We start from the raw sequence: 18563 nt of genomic DNA, 5'->3' as shown, positions 1-18563 counted from the left end.
GAACACCGCTTACATCACTGTCCGATAGCTGACATATGCGCTGTCAATGATTATTGTCACATGGCTATGTATATCTTAACATTGAGACAGGAAAGATAGACGACAGGTTGAAACTTTTTTTGAGAAATACCTGCCAATAATGAATAAGGAGCGAGTATATCATGAGTACATCGTATACACATACAGCCGTTATTACAGGAGCAGCCGGAGGCATTGGTAAAGAATTGGCACGCCGCCTCGCTGAGCGTAAAATCAATCTGGTTCTGGTCGACCTGAATGAAGAAGCCATCCAACAGACAATTGCTGATCTGAACATCGACAAAGAGCACGTCATCGCCGTAAAAGCGAACGTATCTCAAGAAGCCGACGTGAAAAACTATGTGCAAAAAGCATTGGATGCGTTTGGCCGAATCGATTATTTTGCCAACAATGCCGGGATTGAAGGTCCAACAGGGCTGATCGAAGACCTAAGTGTTGAAGCACTGGATACGGTCTATAACGTCAACATTCGTGGAGTATTCCTGGGTCTGCAAAATGTCATTCCTGTGATGAAAAAACAAAAATCCGGTGCGATTCTCAATACCTCTTCCCTTGCGGGTCTGATGGGTGCACCTGCTGTATCTCCATATATTATGTCCAAACATGCCGTAGTTGGTCTCACGCGTACCGCCGCAAATGAATTGGCACCTTATAATATTCGGGTTAACGCTGTATTGCCAGGCACAATCAACACACGCATGATGCGCCAGATCGAAGCAAATTCCGGTAATGTGGAAGATTATCAATCAGCAACCGTATCCAGCATTCCAATGGGCCGTTACGGTGAACCGGAAGAAGTTGCTGCGGTAATGAACTTCCTGTTGTCCGAAGAAGCATCCTATGTAACAGCTTCCCTCTACACTGTAGATGGCGGTATGATGGGTCAATAAGAAGCTGTAAACTGTAGGAGTTATACCGACAAGTATCCCCCAAGGGATGCCTGGTCACTACAATCTAAAAAAGGCCTCAACACCACAGTATTGTGGAGTTGAGGTCTTTTTCACAGTACGATACTTAGACTTAGCATGCTAAAGGCTGCACATATAAAATGTTACTTTTGAAACAGCCATTAACGCCTCGTTGCACATTGTGATCACTCAAACGAACCTAGGACACCTTATATCAGCTAATAGAGCTTATTTCCCGAACTAACGAATCTCCAATCGAGCGAGAAATACCCGAATAAGGCGTGTCAGGTTCATTAAACTTTGCTTACGCTGAATTTAATCGACGTACCCCGCGTGACCCTTGTCCATCAAGTAGTCCATCTCAGCATCCAAAATGCTTTCCACGGTCAACTCATCCAGCTTCACATCTTTGCGACTAAGGATGTAGTCAGCCAGATCATCGCCGTCAATATCCACATCGTTACCTTTGGCATTTTCATGCGCCTTGTTGATGTACGCTTGCTCATGCTTCAGTACAAGGGCGATGTTCGCCTGGCTTGCCTTCATTTTATCTGCAATATACTGCATCATTTCTTGTTCATTAATTGCGTTTGCTTCTGCCACGTTCAGTTCATCTCCTTGATTCATACATACTGTTGCCATTGTAGCATAGGTTAACCCATTACAGGCAGAACTTATGCCTAACGAATGATTATAGAGCGGCAGCGAGGGTTAGTGTAGGGAAACCGCAACGCAGGTAAAATACTTTATTCTCATCTAGGTGAAAATAAGACGTTAATGCATCATAGCGAGTTGGGAGTTCAACTCTACGCCAGCGCATCACTCCAACTCTACGACAACCGTACGTAAAATGTAGCGCCCTCTCCGACCACACTTCGGGCGTAAATCTCTCCTTTGTGCTGATCCACAATGGACCGAGCAATCGCCAATCCCAGACCATGTCCACCATGTGTGCGGGCTCTGGACGAATCCGTACGATAGAATCGATCAAAGATCCGATCCAGATGTTCCGGTGCAATACCTTCCCCTGTGTTAGACACGGCCAGCATGACATCATTATTCTGTTTCTGTAGCGTAACGTTTACGGCCCCTTTTGGACCGGAATACTTCACCGCATTATCGAGCAGGATCAGAATGACCTGTTTGATCTGCTCACTGTTCCCATGAACCGTAAGATTCGGCTCAATGTTGTAATCAAGGGAGATGTTTTTCTCAAAAATAACGGCTTCCATTGGCAAAATAATACTCTCTACCGCATCACTCATATTAAACTTCGCATGAATCATCGTCGAGCGCGAGTCGTCCATCTGTGTCAGATAGAGCAGATCATTCGTAAGTCCAGTCATGCGCTCGGTTTCCGACTTGATATAGTGAAGCCACTTCGCCTGGTTCGCTATGGTATCCTCCTGATTCCCCAGTAACACGTCAGCATTGGTATTAATGATCGCCAGAGGTGTCTTCAGCTCATGTGAAGCATCACCGATGAATTGTTTTTGTTTCTCAAATGCTTCTCTAACCGGTGCAATGGAGCGATTCGCAAAATAACGGCTCAGGAAGTAGATCACAATCAGCATGACCAGTCCAACAACAGCAAACGTATAGATCAGATTGGTCAGAATGCCCTGTTGTGCCGTCACATCAATGAATACGATCATGTGCCCGTCACCGCTCGGATCAACCACATAGGCCCAGTCTGTTCCATCCAGCGCAAATTGTCCCGTCTGCCGTTCCGAATCACCAACTTTATCCCGATCCACTTTTTGCAGGGCCTCGGTGAAGAAGGTTTCTTCCATATCAAAACGGGAATGGGTATCCATGATTTGCCACTGGCTATCCGTCTTGATCATGAACGAAACGGAACGTGCAGGTGGTGAGTTGGGGTCACCTCCCGGTCCTCCATTATCACCACCCATGGCATTGGAAGGTTGCGAATCTGAACCGGAACCTGAGGCACCTGTACCAGAACCTGATTCAGAGCCCGTCCCCATTCCCCCACCTTCTCCGCGTGGCATCTTGGATGAATTATAAGGACTGTGGTAGAAATCAGACACCTTGTACAACTCCATATTCGTCTCCCGTTGCACATTCTGATACGTAATCGTATAGATCGTCGCAAATGCCACCAGCATCATAATGGAGATGGACACCAGATTCACGATCAGGAATCGATTCCGGAGTTTCTTGAACATCAGGACGTCACCTCAAGCACATACCCCACACCCCGAATCGTATTAATGCGAACAGCCGAGTTCAGAAAGGTTAATTTTTTGCGTAAAAATGAGATGTACACCTCCACATTGTTATACTCCACTTCCGAATCGAATCCCCACAACTTCTCAATAATCTGCTCTTTGGAGGTAATCGCCTGTTTGCGGGCAATCAACAGCTCCAGCAGTTCATTCTCCTTCAGATTCAACTTGATCTCCTTCCCCTGTACGCTCAGCTTCAACTGAGTTGTGTTCAGTTCCATGTCGCCAAATTTCAGTCCGTCCTCCGGAACCACTTCGCCCTTCCGCCTTAAGGCTGCACGAATCCGGGCCAGCAATTCTTCTGTGGCGAAGGGCTTGGCGATATAATCATCGGCACCATAATCGAGGCCTGTGACTTTGTCCGATAGTTCACCTTTGGCCGTAAGCAGAATAACTGGCGTATGATTCCCTTCACTGCGGAGTTTCTTCAGGACGGTGATCCCGTCCATCTCCGGCATCATGATGTCGAGTAGTAACAGGTCGTAGATGCCGCTCTGCGCATAATCGAGTCCTGATCTGCCGTCGTGGACCATGTCCACGGAGTAGTTGTTCTTTTTCAAAATCTGAGATACTGCCTCTGCCAAATGAACCTCATCTTCCGCAATTAATATTCTCATCATCTATTCATTCCTCTGCTTGAATTATTCGTCTTCATTAAACTCTTTATGGTATCACCTATTCTATCAATTAAACCTTGAATCAATCTTAATATTTTTTTGGGACAGCAACTATATAAACTGAACAAAAGAATATTTACACTTGCCACTACGATGACAGATTAACCTTCCAATCGCTGTTATCCCCAGATTTTTTGATTCCCTTTTGAGAGGTGAAAATCCAGGGATAAAGGCGAACGCTCCGCTTTTTCAGGTTATTTCTGTCCTCTCCGTTCTCGTGTAAATGTTTAGTTCAATTTTTATATTATAGGAAGGTAAAAAAATGTTAACGCAATGTAAAACCATTTAAGATTCATTCAAGGTTGGCCCTCTAAGATACAGACATGGAAGCAATACACGATGCAACAACACATACAACCCACCAACGAAAGGACTGAATCCCACATGGCAATTGAAGTATTCAACCGATATGAGAGCAAATACCTCCTGACGGATGAACAGTACGCCCATTTCTACAATGACTTGCTGAAATACATGGAGCTGGATGCCTACAACAAAAAACATGAGTACTACTCCATCAGTAACCTGTACTTCGACACTCCACAGGATTCACTGATCCGCGCCAGTCTCTCCAAACCAAAATACAAGGAGAAACTGAGACTGCGGGCGTATGGAGTACCTGAAGAAAATGCCAAAGTATATCTGGAGATCAAAAAGAAAGTCTTCGGCCTGGTGAACAAGCGCAGAACCGCCTTGAAGCTGGATGAAGCTTACGAATTCGTTCGTTCAGGACAGGCACCGGAGCTGGCAGACTATATGAACAAACAGGTTGTGGAAGAGATCAAATACTTCCTTCGCCTCTACGATCTTGAACCGAAAGTGTATCTGGCGTATGAACGCAAAGCACTCTTTGACAAGAACAGCCGGGATCTCCGCATTACCTTTGACACCAACATTCGCAGCCGCAGATACGATCTGAAGCTGGAACAGGGAGATTACGGTGAACCGCTCGTGAAGGACGGAAGGTGGCTGATGGAAGTAAAAGCCGAGAAAACGGTTCCGCTGTGGCTGTCGCAGCTGCTCTGTGAGCATGGTCTCTACCGCACCGGATTCTCCAAATACGGCAACGAATTCAGACATCTGGTGAGAACAACCAACCTGAATTACCAGACGGAGCGCATTCTTGTTCCAGGTACTGACTTCAACCCATCCATAGAACAAGAACAAGATAAAACGATAATAGAAAGAGAGCGTGTCTTATATGCTTGATTCACTATTCAGTTCCGCCCTAACCGATACCAACCTGACGTTTAACAACGCAGTCATCACCATTGGTCTTGCCATCATTCTGGGATTAATCATCAGCCTCACGTACATGAAGACCAACCAAGCCACCTATTCTCAGAGCTTCACCCTAACGATGGTCGTCCTGCCCGTCATTGTCGCCATCATCATTCTGCTCATTGGAAGCAATATCGCCCGAGCATTCAGCTTGGCAGGTGCCTTCTCGATCATTCGTTTCCGTAGTGCACCTGGTGATCCAAAGGATATTGCATATGTATTGTTCACGATGGCTTCCGGTCTTGCCTGCGGTGTAGGCGCTTTTGGATATGCGGTGCTGTTCACCATTATCTTGTGTGTACTGATGTTTGTTCTGAGTCGCTTCAACTTCGGCGGCAAGAAGAGTCAGCTGAAAACGCTGAAAGTCACCATTCCCGAGAACTTGAGCTATGAAGAAGCACTTAATGAAGTATTCCATACTTTCAACGTACCTTTTGATCTGAAAAAAATCAGAACCACCGAACTCGGCAGTCTGTATGAGCTGGTCTACAGTGTAACCATTCACGAAAGTGTTAGCCAAAAGGAATTCCTCGATGCGATCCGTACACGGAACGGCAACCTGGATATCTCGTTAACCATGAGTCCAACAACGGAATATTAATTCTTAATTCGAAGGGAACGATCTATATGAAGAAAAACATGATAACAGGCAGCAAACTTTGGTCCATCGCCATGATTACCAGTCTACTCGCCGCATGCAGTTCACCAGCAACCACAAGCACAACCGCCAATGCCGCAACCTCAACGACAGGAACAACCAAAACGGTATCTGTCAGCGAGCAGACTTCAGTAAAATACGCAGATCTGGTCTCTCTGGATGCTGACGATACCAACATTAGCTGGAGCGAGGCAGATTCCACAACAATTAAGTTGAATGGCACCACAGCAACGGTAACCGGTTCGGGCGCCAAAGCAGCCAATGGCTCAGTAACAATTACTGAAGCGGGTACTTATGTACTTAGCGGTGAGCTAACGGATGGGCAGATTGTGGTTAACGTTGCCGATAAGGGCACCGTACATCTCGTATTAAACGGAGCTACGATCCATGATAATGACAGTGCCGCGATCTATATTCAGAAAGCCGGTAAAGCGGTGATTACACTCGAAAAAGGAACCAAGAATACCGTTTCCGATGGTAAAACATATGTGTACGCCGACGCTACAACAGACGAGCCGGATGCTGCAATCTTCAGCAAAGCAGATCTTACATTCAACGGTGCAGGTCAATTGACCGTCACAGGTAACTATAATGAAGGGATCACGAGCAAGGATGATCTGAAGATCATCAGCGGGAACATCATTGTCAAAGCAGCCGATGACGGCATCAAAGGTAAAGACATGGTCGCTATTCAAGCGGGTACGATTACTATTGAAGCCGAAGGTGACGGCATCAAATCCACCAATGACACGGACACCACCAAAGGTTTCGTTGCCATCGCAGGAGGTACCTTCGATATTCAAAGTGGTAACGACGGTATTCAAGCCGAAACCGCACTCGTTACGGATGGCGGCACATACAACATTGTGACTGCTGGCGGTAGCGCCAATGCTCCAGCCAAAGTCGAAGAAGGTCCATTTGGTGGCGGTGGCGGCGGATGGGGTGGCGGAACACCTCCAACCGATATGGGCACACCACCAGATGGCGAACCTCCTGCAGATATGCCAGAGATGCCTAATAACACTGGTACCAATGCAGGTGCTAATACAAACAGCGCAACATCCAGCTCTGCCAACACAACAGCAACAACAAATACCGATACCAATGCCGATGCGGACACTGCTGCAACAGCAACCGAGTCCACAAGTGCCAAAGCGCTCAAAGCAGGTACAGACCTTACGGTGAATGGCGGTACGTATACCATTGATTCTATGGATGACTCCCTGCACAGCAACAATAACGTGACAGTCAATGACGGAACATTCAGCATTGAATCCGGTGATGACGGCATTCATGCCGATCAGGAACTGACGATTAACGGTGGCACCATCACGATTGCGAAGAGCTATGAAGGACTTGAAGGAGCAATCATCACCCTGAACGATGGGGATGTGGATGTAACAGCATCCGATGATGGCGTCAATGCTGCAGGTGGCGAGACGGAAACAGATGCGAACACAGCGGCAAGTACAGATAGCACTACTACAGCAACGGATGCTGCTACGACATCCAACATCTCTGTAACTGAAACGACAGGCACAACATCGACTACCGATCAGACATCCCAAGGTACAGATGCTACTCAGCAAGGACGTGGACCGGGCGGAATGGGAGCAGCGAGTAATAACGAGTTCCACATTAACGGCGGTACACTTACCGTGAACGCAGGTGGTGACGGACTGGATTCCAATGGTTCCATTAATATGACTGGTGGTACGGTTATTGTGAACGGACCAACGGATAACGGTAACGGAGCATTGGATTATGACGGTACATTTGAAATCAGCGGAGGATACCTCGTAGCTGCCGGAAGCTCTGGTATGGCACAAGGTACATCCGATGCGTCTACGCAAAATACCATTGTAATGACGTTCCCTGAAACGCAAAAAGCTGGAACACTTGTCCATGTACAAGACAGCGAAGGCAATAACATCTTGACCTTTGCTCCGGCAAAAGATTATCAGACTGTGGTTGTCAGCTCCCCGGATCTGAAAAAAGATGGCTCTTATGTGATCTACTCCGGTGGTACGTCTACAGGTAAAGCGGTGGATGGACTCTACACAGACGGTACCTATAGTGGCGGAACTCAAGTGGTTGCATTCGAATCGACCAGTAATGTGACTTGGGTAAATGAATCTGGTGTAACGACAGCCAATACAGGTATGGGCGGTCCTGGCGGAGGCGGTCGACAAGGCGGCTTCGGAGGCGGCAGAAACAGATCCCAATCCGGTACAACATCCGACAGCACAAGCTCTACAGGTACTACAGATTCGACAAAATAATATCATGTCCTGAGCCATAGAGCATAACTCGCTTCTCAGGCGCAGGCGAAACAAAAAAGGCTCCGAATTCACGTTATGTGAGTTCGGAGCTTTCTTTCGTTATTATTCTGGAACCAGAATTACAGCACTCTGCTTAAGGGGGAAGTCGATGTACTCCTTTTCTCAGAACGTGTAGACATACACCTTGGTACGCAGGGCATCCCGGCATGTAATGGTACGTAGGGGTTCTTTACCCGGTAGTGCAAAACAGACACTAATCACCTTGGCGCCCGGCGGAAGCTCTCGACTGAACTTGTCCAGAAGCCGGGTCATGGCTCCAGGGTACAGATAACAGATTACACAATCCGCATGTTCATAGGAACCGGTGTAGATATCCCCGTGCATGAACCTCAGTCTGCCCTTGAGAGAGTGCTTCTTTCCCTTGGCTCGACGTAAGCGAACACTGAGATACGCAATTAATTGGGAAGACCATAAGGGAATTCTCGAATTCTCAATTCCAGTCAGCCTCTTACCAGGGCAATGCCTTACAACATCCAGTCCCAGTGTACCCCATCCAGAACCTGCTTCAAGCACATCGCCGTACCCGGGTATCCGGTTCACCTCTTGAATGACCACCTGCCTGACGCGGCCGGATGTGGGCATCGGGGAAATCCCGTTTTTCCAACTAACAAGTACGATGGATATGACACCTATCAATATCACCACGGCAATCAGCCATGGAATCAGGTAAATGATGAACATGAACTCATCCCTTTGTTATGACTCATTCATTCCGGCACATGAGACTTCATATATACACCCTTTTTATATACGGACTTGATGGTAAAGTGTACACCAAGCTTGCGATTCGTCCGATAGATCAGCGAGTTAATCTCGTCGATCCCTACCGCTTCACTCTCCAGCATGCTCCGCTCCGGCCACACCTGAGCCACAATCTGTTCCCTTGTCACAAAGTGGTCAAGTTCGCTGTACAGCAGCTTGAACAGCTGATATTCCTTCTTGGACAGCGGAATCTCCACTTCACCAATCTGCACAGTCTGCAAGTGATCCTGCAAACGTACACCCTCACCCAACAGATCCGAAACCCGATATTCCCTTGTCTCTCCAAGATCCCCTTCAGCGCGAAGCTGGATCAAACCGTTGACGAGCGTCAGGCTGTCTCCTTCGCCGAACGGGTATTTCTCATAGGGAACGAGGCGCTGCCCGTTTAGTTCGGTTCCATTTTTGCTATCCAGATCCTCAATCCATAACTGCTGCTGTACATCATAATGAATGCGACAATGCCGCTTCGATATCATCTGATTATAGACAGACAAGTCCAATTCATTACCGCCTGTATAACGTCCAACCGTAATGGAGCGACCCTGGCTTACATAAGCGAACGAGCCGTCACTTTCCTGCCCTGGCGTACGAATGACGATTTTTGCCGTCTCCCGCATGTTATTCTCCCACCTTCAAACTCGATCTCTATATACATCTCGTTAACAATAATGATAAATTCATCAGATTTGTTCCATTGTTTGCACCGCTATAGTTCAATATAGTGATATTCAGGAACGATTTATATTTGCTTCTACTCACTCTACTATACCAGACGTTGTGCTTTTTTTCTCATGACAGCCGGATATCTACTATAGCTCATTCAACAAGAGAGGTACCTTCTAATGAATAAAAAAAACATTTTCATATACGTGCTACTCGCCTTCGCCTTGTCCATGACATTAACCGTGCTCTCCCGTATGAACGATGATGGCGGAGAATCACTGAAAGGCACATCAGCTGCCGAAACCTCATGGTTACAAATGAAGATCCAGCCCTGAGTCTACTCTATTATAACGTGATCTCCGCGCAAAACGTTTCACGAATGTCATATTAGGCTATCGCATTGAATCCAAATTAAAACAGATCAATAAGGCCCCAGATTGCTGGTCACAGCAGCCCGGAGCCTCATTTTAATATAAAAAATCTATATTACACGAAAGATCGTCTATCCGTTGAACAACAGAGGTAACGGGTTATTTCCCATAGCGAAGTGAGGTGGACAGCAGATTCCCACTATCTCACCGACACGCACGTCAATGTCGTTTCTTTCTCGCGCCGAATTTCCTCCACGCATATATGATAAGAGCTACAGGGCCCGCAAGCCATAACAGCTGCCATAGCATGATCTTCATGTCGAATCCCATTTCAAGATCCCCTCCCCATATCATCGTAAATGCGACTTCGGTCGTTCAAAATCAAAGTCAGTCTTGTTCCTCCTCAGGAACAGTCGGTTCGTCGTCAGGCTTCGCTGTCTCCCTGGACTGTATTTCCTCCATCCGGCTGGACACCTTCTGATACAGATAGGATATCCCAAGCAATAGCACACCGAAGCTGAAGTAGGCAAAGATTTTGCTGCCCGAGGTAAGCATACCCACATCGTAGAACACCATTTTACCGGTGGCGAACAACGTCAACCCAAGACCCAGACGCCGAATCATCACATATTTTCTACGGAAGCCATACGCAATATAGAGAATTGCCAGCAGCAGGTAGATCAGGCTGAACATCAGCCCCACATCAGCCCACTGGAACTGGATCGTCAGGAATACGGTGATGACCCCTAGCAGATATACCCCTGCGATCACCGGGTACCATTCAATGCTCTTGAACTGCCTGCGGATGCCTGCAATCAGCAGATCCCTTCCTGCAAAGAATACCCCTACGTTAAAGATGATTAGCACCAGCAAACCCACAATCTCTGCCGCTGTATGCTGCTGAACTTCCGGCTGAAGCGCTGGCATGGTTAAGGTGACAGCCAGTGCAATACAGCAACCAATGGCATGCAGGAAAGTGGTATACATCTGTACGTATGGATCACGCAACAACTTCACTTTACTCAATCCATAGGCCAATGAAATGGTGAGTGCTGCAAACATGAGCAGTTTGTAGAACATGTATAACAGGAACGTCCCATCCACAGCTCTGGTATACAATTCATTCGATTCATACAGCACGTATAACCACAGATTGGCGAGTGTCACATACTTGAATCCGTTCAGGAAGCCCAGTTCCAGCGGGCTGTAGTTGAATCTCTCCCTGACCGATGAGCTGTTGTGAACTGCCCAGGCATAATACAGTGTAATCAGCAGGGTCCCGAGTGTGATGCTGGAGTATTTTAACATGAAGTAAGAACGTTCCCCGATGAAGAATAGCGCCAGCAAGTCATAGTACACGAAAGTGATTAGACATAGAAGCACAATACCCCATCCGGCACGTTCCACCGACTTGAACCGCTTCAGATGTCCAAGCGTAACTAGCAGAACCCCTTCAATTAACCAGCCCATCGATAACCACTTGGCCCCGAACTGGAATGGAATAATCAGAATGGCAAAGGTCAGGGAAGTGATATAGAAGAGCAGAGTCGTCTGTTTCTCCTGAGCCATATTGCGCTGAACGAATCGTGCGAGGCCCAGATACACCAGGCAGAAGATTAATGCCAACAAGCCCTGAGCATCATTCCAATCCGCCACATCAAATAACACGTATAACATCAGGCAACTGATGGTCGTATTCATAGCGAGCAGAGCGAAATCCCACCAGGTTAACTTCATCCGATGTTTGAACGGATATGCCAGTGTAATGCCCAGATATAATGCAAACGTCACAATGGAATACAACATGCCAATCTTCTCACTTGGCGACAGCCACAAGAGGATGAGCATGGATGGTGTGTTGAACAGGAAACTGATATAGTGCACCACCGGCCATCGTTTGCCAAACGAAATGAACACAATAATGCCGTTTAGGAGCAGCAGATAGATCATGGCTACATAAACAGCGGTGCCCTCAAGCCCGAACGAGAACATGTAGGAGAATAGCGGAAGATATCCGCCCACCAGACCGAGTGAACAGATGGTCTTCGACTGATACCTTAGGGACAACAATACGGAGATTGCCGATACCAATACAGACAGGGCAAGTCCCGTATATAACCCGATAATATGCAGTAAAAAGTAACTATAGAAGATGGAGCCAAACAACACAGAGATCCCGCCACCGAGCAGGCCCATCGCAAACGTCTGCTTTTTACGGCGGAACAGCCACTCTCCTCCAGCGAGCATCAACGCACCGAGCAGGAAAAAGGCTACGCTCTTCATCTCGTCATTAAACCAGGTCGAGTATGAGTATTGGAACGCTGCCCCAACCCCCAGAATGAGGAGCAGGATGGCTACTTTGTTGATCCAGCTGAGTCCGATCTTCATCTCCATGCGGTTCTGTTTGATCCGACGTTGAATCGTCTCTTCGCTCAATCCTTCCTCCGCCATCTGCTCATATCCATTTTCCATGTGCCCACGTAGAGCCTCTTCTCGCTCCAGTACGGCTCGCTTGTGCGATTCAATGCGCTCCTTCACCTCTGCCGCAAGGTAAGCAATCCTCTCCTTCATTTGTTGGGAATCCTCTTGTAACTCCTGTGCTGCCTGGTTGTACAGCGCGTTCAGGTTGGACTTCGTTCGATGTTCATGGAATGCAACTCGGTCATTATGTACTGCTGTTTTCCCTTGAAAATAGGTCTCCATCTTCTCCCGGGATACCCGGATCAGACTGAGCTTCTCATCCAGCATCTGCTCAGATAACGCCATGCGAAGACGTGCATTCTCTTCTTCCATCTTGCGCGAGCGAAGTTCAAGCTGGTGCAGCTTGAGTTTGTGGGCTTCATACTGCTCCTGTAACTGTTCATTCTTAACAATTAGGTCATCGGACTGGTATTCCTGGAGCAAAGCTTGATATGCCTTCGCCAGCTGTTTCTGCTGCTCCTGAACCTGCCCAAGCCGATCCTTAAAATCCTTCATGAGCTTCCTCCGTTGGTTGATGTTTATTCTTTTCCCTATATTTTACTATATGTATGCCTTAAAAAGAGGTTTAAACATTAGATATATCCGTACAACATTGCATCCAAAGAATTACGAACGCAAAAAAGCCGGGAAGCAACAGCTTCTCCGGACTTTTATTCATATGAGTATTTTATACAGATCGAGGCTTATGCAGCATCACTCGTCTCTGACTGTTCGGTTGATTCGGGTTCAATAATCTCGGTTGCATCAGGATCCAGCCAACTGGCGATCATGCCACGTACATACTGCAGATCGTCCTCCGACAGATCGTAGTACCATGTGCCACTTCGCATCGCACCTTCCCCCTTCAGCATGTAGTTACTGATCGTGGGTATACTGTCTTTCATATATAAGGACTCGGCGAATTTCAAGATAAAGTCCGAGGTCATGTTGGTTGTAAAATTCGATCCGGCTATCTGGATGACGTCCGGGATCTTGGTCAGATTTTTGACCTCCAGCGCACGATTCATGAAGGCACTTAAGAAAATCCGATGACGCATCGTCCGATTAAAATCGGAATCTTCCCGGTAACGCACATAACCAAGCGCCTCTTCGCCGCTATAGATCGGTTTGTTGGCTTCAACGAACAGTTTCTCATGCGCTTTTGATTTGTTCTCGATATTTTTTTTGATCGGCAGTTCCACTCCACCAACCGCATCAACAATATCCTTGAGCCCATTAAAATTAATCGCGGCATAGAAATCCACTTTGTTCCCCAGCAAATTCTCCACCGTATCCATCGCCATCTTGGCTTCACCGTGGGCGTAAGCTGAGTTAATCTTCGACTTCACATCCCGCCCGACAATTTCGGTATAGGAATCACGTGGAATGGACAACAGCAGCACTTTATTGTCTTCTGGACGGACAACGGAATAGATGATGGTATCCGAACGACTTGGTTCGTTATCGCGTTGGTCAATCCCGAGCAGCAACAGCGAGAATGGATCCGTATGTTGCACGACAGGGGCATCCTTATCGCCAGCTGGCTTAAAGGAGTCATCCAAGGCATCCTTTACTGGAGCTGAAGCAAACATATTAAAGGCGAACACGACGAGTTGCTTTTGATAAATAAATCCGAGTCCTCCGAGCACAAGCAGCACACTCAGGGAGATGATTAATGGCTTCTTCCATTTCTTCTTCGGTTTCTTCGGCTTCCGTCTTGTTAAATGTGCAGCACTGTTTTCCATCTTATCTCCTTTAATAACGGGTTCTTAGAATCATTTAACTATATTAATAACGCGTTTACAATAGATTACGTTATAATCTGCAATACAAGAGAAGGTTCAGAAGGAGCGATGAATGATGGAGTATAGACGTTTAGGCAATAGTGGTCTGCGTGTGTCGGCACTGGGGCTTGGCACCAATGCGTTTGGCAAACGCGCGGATGAAGCAGCTTCTACCCGCATTATTCATGCAGCGATGGATCAGGGCATCAACTTTATCGATACCGCCAATATCTACGCAGGTACAGAATCGGAACGCATCATTGGACAGGCTCTCACAGGTCGTCGGGAAAACGCGGTGCTTGCGACCAAAGCCGGACTTCCCCGGCATGATGGTCCCCATGGGCGCGGTTCATCCCGCTACCATCTGCAACAAGAGCTGGAACATAGCCTGCGGCGTCTGCAAACGGATTATGTGGATCTGTATCAGATCCACACTTTTGATCCACATACCCCGCTGGATGAGACACTGCGCACACTGGACGATATGGTCACTTCCGGTAAAGTTCGTTACATTGGAGCCTCCAACTACGCAGCTTGGGAGTTGATGAAGGCGCTGGGCATTAGTGAACAGAAAGGTTATGTGCGCTATATCTCCACCCAAACCAGCTACTCCTTGGCTGATCGTACACCTGAACTGGAACTGGTACCGATGTGTCTCGATCAGGGCGTAGGCATTATCCCGTATTTCCCGCTGGCAGGTGGTATTCTGACCGGTAAATATAACGGACAGACCAGTGTGCCTTCTGGTTCCAGAGCAGACACCGATCCGTCCTTCAACCGTTTTCTGCTGGAGCATAATATCCAACTGAGTGAACAAGTGAGTGCTAAAGCTGCCTCATATGGATGCTCCCCGAGTGTTCTGTCGCTTGCATGGCTACTGACACGTCCAGCTGTATCTACAGTGATTGTGGGCGCTACACGCACCGAGCAGCTGGAACATAATCTGGCTAGTCTGGACATGTCACTGCCTGATGAGCTATTGGCCGATCTGGATCAGATCAGTGACTCTTTCCGTCGCCGCGAGCCATTTGCGTCCTACCGAATCGATTGAAGCAACTGAAATAAACCTCCCGACGGATGAAGTCAGGAGGTTTATTTTAATTTTTTCATATAACACTATCTTCATTAGTATTCAGAAAAAATACCAATTCCACTACAATCTGTAGTTTAATAAATTAAAAAAATTATATAAATGGACTAGCCCTCTGATTTTTGGCGAAGAAACTCCTGCATAATCTCCATATACTCTTCCTTGCGACCATCCAACGTTTCAAAGAATGCCTTGTCCGATTCCTCGACCAGATGGATCCCCTCCACAGCCAATCGGGTACCTTCTTCGGTTGTTGTAATAATATTGGCACGCGTATCTGTCTGATGACGGGCCCGGGTAAGTAATCCTCTCTTTTCAAGAGCACGCAGAACCTGTGAAGTCACGTTAACGTCCACTTTGGCAAATTGTGCAATCTGAACCTGAGTTACACCTTTGCCTTCCTCATCATGTTCATTAAGCCATAAACAGGCGTGCAACAATACAAATTGAGGTTGTGTCAATTCGAGGGGTTCCAGCACCCTCCGTACTTCCTTTTGCCACATGGCAGTAACCTGCCATAACAGATATCCCGGACTTTCCTGTGCATTTTTATACCGTGAGCTTGTCATCTCATACCTCCATGATGTGCGACCTTATGCAACGGATTATGTACCCAACAGTCAATGAAGTAAATCCATTATTCATATAACGATGATGGAAACACATCCGTTGCAACTCTGTGTGTGTTTTTCTCACAAATGAATTAGCGCGCAGGGATAAACTGCTTCACCCATTGTCCGAATCCTTGCGGATTGCGGCTCTGTATAAGAATGGTTCCTTCTCCACGGAACCGACATACCAATCCTTCTCCACTTGTAACACTGGATAACCAGCCCTGTGAAGCTTTCTCAATCCGGTAATCTACATAATGAGGCCATGCCACCAAGTGGGCGTTATCCACGATTATTTCTTCACCTGCTGTCAGATTAATCGCATGGATTGCACCATAGGAAGACAGAAATACGGTTCCACGTCCGCTGACCTCAATAATGAAGAAACCTTCTCCTGAAAAGAGGCCTTTCTTCAGGTTCTGCATTTTGGTATTCACCTGAATGCCCTCTGTCCCTGCCAGAAATCCATCTTTCTGCACATAGAGTGAGTAGGAACCGTCCAATTCAACAGCTTCTACATCGCCCATGCTTGAAGGTGAGAGCAGAATCTCTGCCGACCCGCCCGCTGCCGTCAGTTCCTGAAAGAAAAACTTCTCCCCGCTCAGCATTCGACCAAACCCGGCAAACATCCCACCTTCTGCTGAACCCTTCAGTTCAACCGTTGGGGTCATGGATACCATCGCACCGCTTTCGGCCTTGAACCGCTCTCCCCGCTGCAAATGTACCTTGAGCATCGCAAAAGCACCATCATATAGAATCTCATAGTTCACGGTTGTACCAGCTCCCTATTGTCAGAGTTAAAATCATTGAGCCCATTATCCTCCAGCACAGCTGATTTGTCTCCATATTCCTTCACAATATGTTGATCTCCCCAATTACAGAGCGCAGTGAGAATCGGTTCAAGACTTCGCCCGTAATCACTTAATTCGTATTCTACTTTGGGAGGGACCTGATTGTATACAATTCGGTTTACGATCCCGTCGTTTTCGAGCTCTCTCAATTGCTGTGTTAACATTTTCTGCGTAATTGCGGGCATAATACGCTTGAGATCACTGGTTCGTCTTTTCCCATGTGTCAGATGACAGAGAATGACGCATTTCCACTTGCCACCGATCACCTCTAGAGTGGCTTCAACTGAGATATTGTATTTTTTTCTAACCATCACTTGCTTCCTCCCTGATGAATTGGATTACATCCGTCGCATGCTGTATAGGCACCAAAAAGTACGTAGGGTACTAAAAAGTACGTACTATTCAATCTATACTGAATAACTCATAATAGCATTTGCCGGTACGTAAATCTACATTCGGGGGAGTTGAGCAAGAAATGTTACATGATTCAAAACGCAGCACGTGGGCCCTGCTAGCTCTGGCTATCAGTGCGTTCGCGATCGGTACCACAGAATTTATCAGCGTTGGGCTACTGCCCCTCATTGCAGATGACCTGGGCATTTCCGTAACTACAGCGGGACTGACCGTTACTTTATATGCTTTAGGCGTCACTTTTGGGGCTCCTGTTCTGACCTCAATCACGTCTACCGTATCACGCAAAACGCTACTGCTTGCCATCATGATTGTCTTCATTGCGGGTAACACGATGGCTGCACTATCGACCGGCATCACCATGTTACTCATTGCACGAGTGGTGTCCGCTCTGGCACACGGAGTATTCATGTCCATCGGCTCGACGATTGCCGCCGATTTGGTACCTGCTAACCGCAGGGCAAGTGCCATTGCCATCATGTTCTCCGGTCTAACCATTGCCACAGTAACCGGTGTACCTCTCGGTACACTCATCGGTCAGCATTGGGGCTGGCGCGCTGCATTTATCCTGATTGTTGTGGTTGGCATCATCGCGATGATTGGAAACCTCATACTCGTGCCATCCACGTTGAAACGAGGAACGAGAACGGCATTTCGGGATCAGCTGAAGCTGGTTACAGGTGGACGCTTGCTGCTTGCTTTTGCCATCACTGCCGTTGGGTACGGAGGAACATTTGTCGTCTTTACGTATCTGTCCCCATTGTTGCATGACATCAGTGGATATTCCGAGAAAACCGTCGCGTTCATTCTGTTGTTGTACGGAATCGCCATTGCTGTCGGCAACATCATCGGTGGCAGAGCAGCCAATCGTAACCCGCTCAAGGCGCTCTTCTACATGTTCATCATTCAGACCATCATTCTGGGTGTGATGTACTTCACCGTCCCGTTCAAGTTGGCAGCACTGCTTACCATTATGGGTATGGGACTACTTGCCTTCATGAATGTGCCTGGTCTACAGATGTACGTTGTAACTTTGGCTGAACGATATGCACCACAAGCCAAGGATGTAGCCTCAGCCTTTAACATCGCGGCATTTAATGCCGGGATCGCAATAGGTGCCTATTTGGGTGGAGTGATTAATGACTCTATTGGTTTGATTCACACGACATGGGTCGGAGCTTTGATGGTTCTTGTAGCTGTAATCCTGACCGCATGGGCTAAAGTGCTGGAAAACAAGGATCAACATGCATCCATCGAAATGGAGAAAGCTTCGTTCTAAGTTTCATTCTTACTGGGCTCGCCCTTTGTCATATTGGTTCCAACCTCTGGAGGGAACCGGTTTCATATCGTATTTAATTATACTATATATGTTGAACCCAATTTGATCTACTATGATTTGATTTTGT

General features: G+C 47.2%; 17 protein-coding genes. 7 read left to right on the top strand and 10 right to left on the bottom strand.

Annotation, left to right across the window (positions count from 1 at the left end):
* Positions 1-161: 161 nt before the first annotated feature.
* On the top strand, positions 162-929 hold the full coding sequence (locus MHH93_RS17970) for an SDR family NAD(P)-dependent oxidoreductase (protein ID WP_500055113.1): 768 nt from the start codon (positions 162-164) through the stop codon (positions 927-929).
* Positions 930-1262: 333 nt separating this feature from the next.
* Here the strand turns inward: MHH93_RS17970 and MHH93_RS17965 are convergent, their stop codons facing one another.
* The 3 genes from MHH93_RS17965 to MHH93_RS17955 all read right to left on the bottom strand — a co-directional run bounded on the left by MHH93_RS17965 (position 1263) and on the right by MHH93_RS17955 (position 3813).
* Positions 1263-1574, bottom strand: a complete 312-nt coding sequence (locus MHH93_RS17965) for a hypothetical protein (protein WP_500055112.1) — start codon at positions 1572-1574, stop codon at positions 1263-1265.
* 203 nt (positions 1575-1777) lie between these two features.
* Positions 1778-3136 carry a sensor histidine kinase gene (locus tag MHH93_RS17960; RefSeq protein ID WP_500055111.1) on the bottom strand — a complete coding sequence of 453 codons (1359 nt, stop codon included), beginning with the start codon at positions 3134-3136 and terminating at the stop codon, positions 1778-1780.
* Positions 3136-3813, bottom strand: coding sequence for a response regulator transcription factor (locus tag MHH93_RS17955; protein WP_150365220.1), 678 nt, complete (start codon positions 3811-3813; stop codon positions 3136-3138). The genes MHH93_RS17960 and MHH93_RS17955 overlap by 1 nt, the downstream gene beginning before the upstream one ends.
* A 444-nt stretch (positions 3814-4257) precedes the next feature.
* Here MHH93_RS17955 and MHH93_RS17950 point away from each other — a divergent pair, with 444 nt between their 5' ends.
* Genes MHH93_RS17950 through MHH93_RS17940 form a run of 3 tightly spaced genes read left to right on the top strand, consistent with a single transcriptional unit; the run spans position 4258 to position 8094 of the window.
* Positions 4258-5082 (top strand): polyphosphate polymerase domain-containing protein, encoded by an 825-nt coding sequence (locus MHH93_RS17950; RefSeq protein WP_500055110.1) that lies wholly within the window; start codon positions 4258-4260, stop codon positions 5080-5082.
* A complete protein-coding gene (locus MHH93_RS17945) occupies positions 5075-5755 on the top strand; it encodes a DUF4956 domain-containing protein (protein WP_091012463.1) in 681 nt (226 codons plus the stop codon). The genes MHH93_RS17950 and MHH93_RS17945 overlap by 8 nt, the downstream gene beginning before the upstream one ends.
* Before the next feature lie 26 nt (positions 5756-5781).
* Positions 5782-8094: a carbohydrate-binding domain-containing protein gene (locus tag MHH93_RS17940; protein ID WP_500055109.1), complete on the top strand. Its 2313-nt coding sequence runs from the start codon at positions 5782-5784 to the stop codon at positions 8092-8094.
* Between the two features lie 162 nt (positions 8095-8256).
* On the opposite strand, the gene MHH93_RS17935 is transcribed toward MHH93_RS17940, so the two are convergent.
* Both MHH93_RS17935 and MHH93_RS17930 read right to left on the bottom strand, forming a co-directional pair.
* Complete coding sequence (locus tag MHH93_RS17935; RefSeq protein WP_500055108.1) at positions 8257-8835, bottom strand: class I SAM-dependent methyltransferase; 579 nt, start codon at positions 8833-8835, stop codon at positions 8257-8259.
* Between the two features lie 26 nt (positions 8836-8861).
* Entirely contained in the window at positions 8862-9533 is a 672-nt protein-coding gene (locus tag MHH93_RS17930) for an FHA domain-containing protein (RefSeq protein WP_500055106.1), read from the bottom strand.
* Positions 9534-9758: 225 nt separating this feature from the next.
* Between MHH93_RS17930 and MHH93_RS17925 the strand changes: the two genes are divergently transcribed.
* Positions 9759-9914 carry a hypothetical protein gene (locus MHH93_RS17925; RefSeq protein ID WP_017691624.1) on the top strand — a complete coding sequence of 52 codons (156 nt, stop codon included), beginning with the start codon at positions 9759-9761 and terminating at the stop codon, positions 9912-9914.
* A gap of 423 nt (positions 9915-10337) precedes the next feature.
* Here the strand turns inward: MHH93_RS17925 and MHH93_RS17920 are convergent, their stop codons facing one another.
* Both MHH93_RS17920 and MHH93_RS17915 read right to left on the bottom strand, forming a co-directional pair.
* Positions 10338-12926 (bottom strand): DUF2339 domain-containing protein, encoded by a 2589-nt coding sequence (locus tag MHH93_RS17920; RefSeq protein ID WP_500055105.1) that lies wholly within the window; start codon positions 12924-12926, stop codon positions 10338-10340.
* Between the two features lie 188 nt (positions 12927-13114).
* Positions 13115-14155 (bottom strand): LCP family protein, encoded by a 1041-nt coding sequence (locus MHH93_RS17915; RefSeq protein ID WP_500055104.1) that lies wholly within the window; start codon positions 14153-14155, stop codon positions 13115-13117.
* Between the two features lie 115 nt (positions 14156-14270).
* Between MHH93_RS17915 and MHH93_RS17910 the strand changes: the two genes are divergently transcribed.
* On the top strand, positions 14271-15245 hold the full coding sequence (locus tag MHH93_RS17910; RefSeq protein ID WP_062836693.1) for an aldo/keto reductase: 975 nt from the start codon (positions 14271-14273) through the stop codon (positions 15243-15245).
* A gap of 146 nt (positions 15246-15391) precedes the next feature.
* Here MHH93_RS17910 and MHH93_RS17905 read toward each other — a convergent pair whose 3' ends face one another.
* The 3 genes from MHH93_RS17905 to MHH93_RS17895 form a co-directional block, all read right to left on the bottom strand.
* Positions 15392-15853, bottom strand: coding sequence for a MarR family winged helix-turn-helix transcriptional regulator (locus MHH93_RS17905; RefSeq protein WP_500055103.1), 462 nt, complete (start codon positions 15851-15853; stop codon positions 15392-15394).
* A gap of 134 nt (positions 15854-15987) precedes the next feature.
* On the bottom strand, positions 15988-16665 hold the full coding sequence (locus MHH93_RS17900; protein ID WP_500055102.1) for a TIGR00266 family protein: 678 nt from the start codon (positions 16663-16665) through the stop codon (positions 15988-15990).
* On the bottom strand, positions 16662-17057 hold the full coding sequence (locus MHH93_RS17895; RefSeq protein ID WP_500055101.1) for a winged helix-turn-helix transcriptional regulator: 396 nt from the start codon (positions 17055-17057) through the stop codon (positions 16662-16664). Before MHH93_RS17895 ends, MHH93_RS17900 begins: the two co-directional genes overlap by 4 nt.
* A gap of 164 nt (positions 17058-17221) precedes the next feature.
* On the opposite strand from MHH93_RS17895, the gene MHH93_RS17890 reads away from it, so the two are divergent.
* Positions 17222-18436, top strand: coding sequence for an MFS transporter (locus MHH93_RS17890; protein WP_500055100.1), 1215 nt, complete (start codon positions 17222-17224; stop codon positions 18434-18436).
* The last annotated feature ends 127 nt before the right edge of the window (positions 18437-18563 follow it).

This window comes from Priestia sp. FSL H7-0729, from assembly GCF_038005685.1.
Taxonomy (GTDB): Bacteria; Bacillota; Bacilli; order Paenibacillales; family Paenibacillaceae; genus Paenibacillus.
The sequence above is the reverse complement of the archived record's forward strand: the minus strand, read 5'-3'. Positions and strand labels throughout refer to the sequence as shown.